General features: G+C 68.8%; 3 protein-coding genes. 1 reads left to right on the top strand and 2 read right to left on the bottom strand.

What is annotated here, in order from left to right; translation table 11 throughout:
• The coding region (locus DC31_RS16595; RefSeq protein ID WP_036282264.1) for an ATP-binding cassette domain-containing protein at positions 1-986 on the top strand (986 nt) is incomplete at its 5' end.
• Between the two features lie 31 nt (positions 987-1,017).
• Here DC31_RS16595 and DC31_RS16590 read toward each other — a convergent pair.
• Complete coding sequence (locus DC31_RS16590; RefSeq protein ID WP_152545477.1) at positions 1,018-1,257, bottom strand: hypothetical protein; 240 nt, start codon at positions 1,255-1,257, stop codon at positions 1,018-1,020.
• A complete protein-coding gene (locus tag DC31_RS18565) occupies positions 1,254-1,415 on the bottom strand; it encodes a hypothetical protein (protein ID WP_160173266.1) in 162 nt (53 codons plus the stop codon). Before DC31_RS18565 ends, DC31_RS16590 begins: the two co-directional genes overlap by 4 nt.
• Between the last annotated feature and the right edge of the window lie 413 nt (positions 1,416-1,828).

Below are 1,828 nucleotides of genomic sequence, written 5' to 3'. Positions count from 1 at the left end.
TCACCGCGGCAGCGACGGCGCTTGCCTTCCTCGTGCCTGTACTCGCTCCCGAGCTGACGGCGGCAGGCGCATCCGTCATCGCCCTGCTCTCGCTCTCGCTGCTCGAGCCGCTGACCGACCTCGTCGCGGGCGTGCACCGGGTGCCGTCGATGCGCGCCGTGCTGCGCAGGCTCGGGCCGGTGCTGCGCCCGACACCGCATCCCGAATGGGGCGAGACCCAGCCGCCGAGCCCGATCGCGGAGCTCGCACTGCAGGACGTTGCCGTGCGCTACCCAAACACCCCGCAGCCGGCGGTCGCCGGCGTCGACGGGCGTGCGGATGCCGGCAGGTGGCTTGTGCTCGACGGCCCCTCCGGCTCGGGCAAGTCGACCTTGCTCTCGGCCATCATGGGCGCACTACCGCTCGAGCGCGGCGCGATCGTCGTCGCCGGTACGCCGCCTACGCTCGCGCCCACCGCAGAGTTGCAGCAACTGGTCGCCAAACGCGAGCTAGAAGCGCCACTCGCTGCAACTCTGTCGGAGCAGAGCGCGGGAACCCCGCTCACCCAGCTCGACGAGCGCGCGTGGAAGTCGCGCGTGGCCTGGTGCCCGCAGGATGCCTACGTGTTCGACTCGACGCTGCGCGGCAACCTGCTGCTCGCCCGCTCGCGCGCCGATGCCCCTGAGGAGGCGGCGTTGCGCGGCGCCCTCGCGCAGGCCGGTCTCACCCCGCTGCTCGACACGCTCGCCAAGGGGCTCGACACACGCGTGGGTGCCGGCGGCTCGGCGCTCTCCGGCGGAGAACGCCAGCGGCTCGCGGTCGCGCGGGCGCTGCTCACGCGTGCCGACCTGATCCTGCTCGATGAGCCCACTGCGCACCTCGACGCGCCCACCGCATCCGCCATGATGACCGACGTGCGCGCGGCGACCGCCGACCGCGTCGTGTTCCTCGTCTCACACCGCGCGGCCGACCGCCACGCCTCGGACGAGGTCGTACGTCTGACCTGACGCAGCCGCCCGTCAGCGAACTGCGCTTGCGTCACGCGATCGGCCCACTCCTCACGGACGATGGCCTGCGAAGCAGCACGGTGCCACTGTCATCACGCTCAACCAGCGGGCGTGCGGATGAGTCGAAACGATCCGAGAACTCTTCTGCGACCGACGCCTGCACTGAGCTCAGTACCTTGCCCCAAGCCGAGAAGCCTGGCATCTGATCAGACTCAGCCCACCAGGTTCCCTCTTCGTGGTGGTAAGTCACTTCCACGGGCTCCACAGTCATCTCCTCAATCCCATCAGTCGCTCCGCCTCGGCGTCGCTCAGTCCGACGTCCTTCGTCAGGATCTTGCGCACCGAACCACCAGTGCGGTGGCGCAGGTTCTCGGTGTAGCCGAGCTTCTTCTTCAGGCGTTTCAGCAGCACCGTCGGGTACGTTGCCACCTCTGGAGTTTGGCGCCTATCGCCATTTCGAGGAAAAGCGCATCGCTCCACCTGGGGAAAACGATCGTTGAATACTGTCGGTGCAGCGCTCTCGCGTGCAGCAGCTGCCGATCGTGTGCTTCTCTACCCGTAGCCAATCGGCAACCGCGCCAGAGCGGCGCCAGTACAGCGAACGCGCTTATCCGTTCTTCAACCGGTCTCCAGGCTGTTCGACCGGATTCTCGGCCCGAAACACCACCACATCGGTTGAAAGAATACAGCCCGACACGCAACCGGGCGGCGGCGCGGCGGCCGACAGCACGCTACGTCACCAGCCGCTTGAAGCGGTCGCTGCCGCGCGTCGAGCCCGCGCTGTCGACATCCGCCCCCGAAACGCCGCTCGCGCCCACCGCGAGGATCGCCCGCGCGAGCAC

It is taken from the genome of Microbacterium sp. CH12i (assembly GCF_000685355.1).
In the GTDB taxonomy this organism is placed as follows: domain Bacteria; phylum Actinomycetota; class Actinomycetes; order Actinomycetales; family Microbacteriaceae; genus Microbacterium.
Note: the sequence above shows the minus strand (reverse complement) of the source record. Positions and strands in the feature narration are given on the sequence as shown.

Coding starts and splice junctions, on each gene's coding strand:
- DC31_RS16590 (WP_152545477.1), bottom strand. CDS start 1,257: ATGACTGTGGAGCCCGTGGAAGTGACTTACCACCACGAAGAGGGAACC.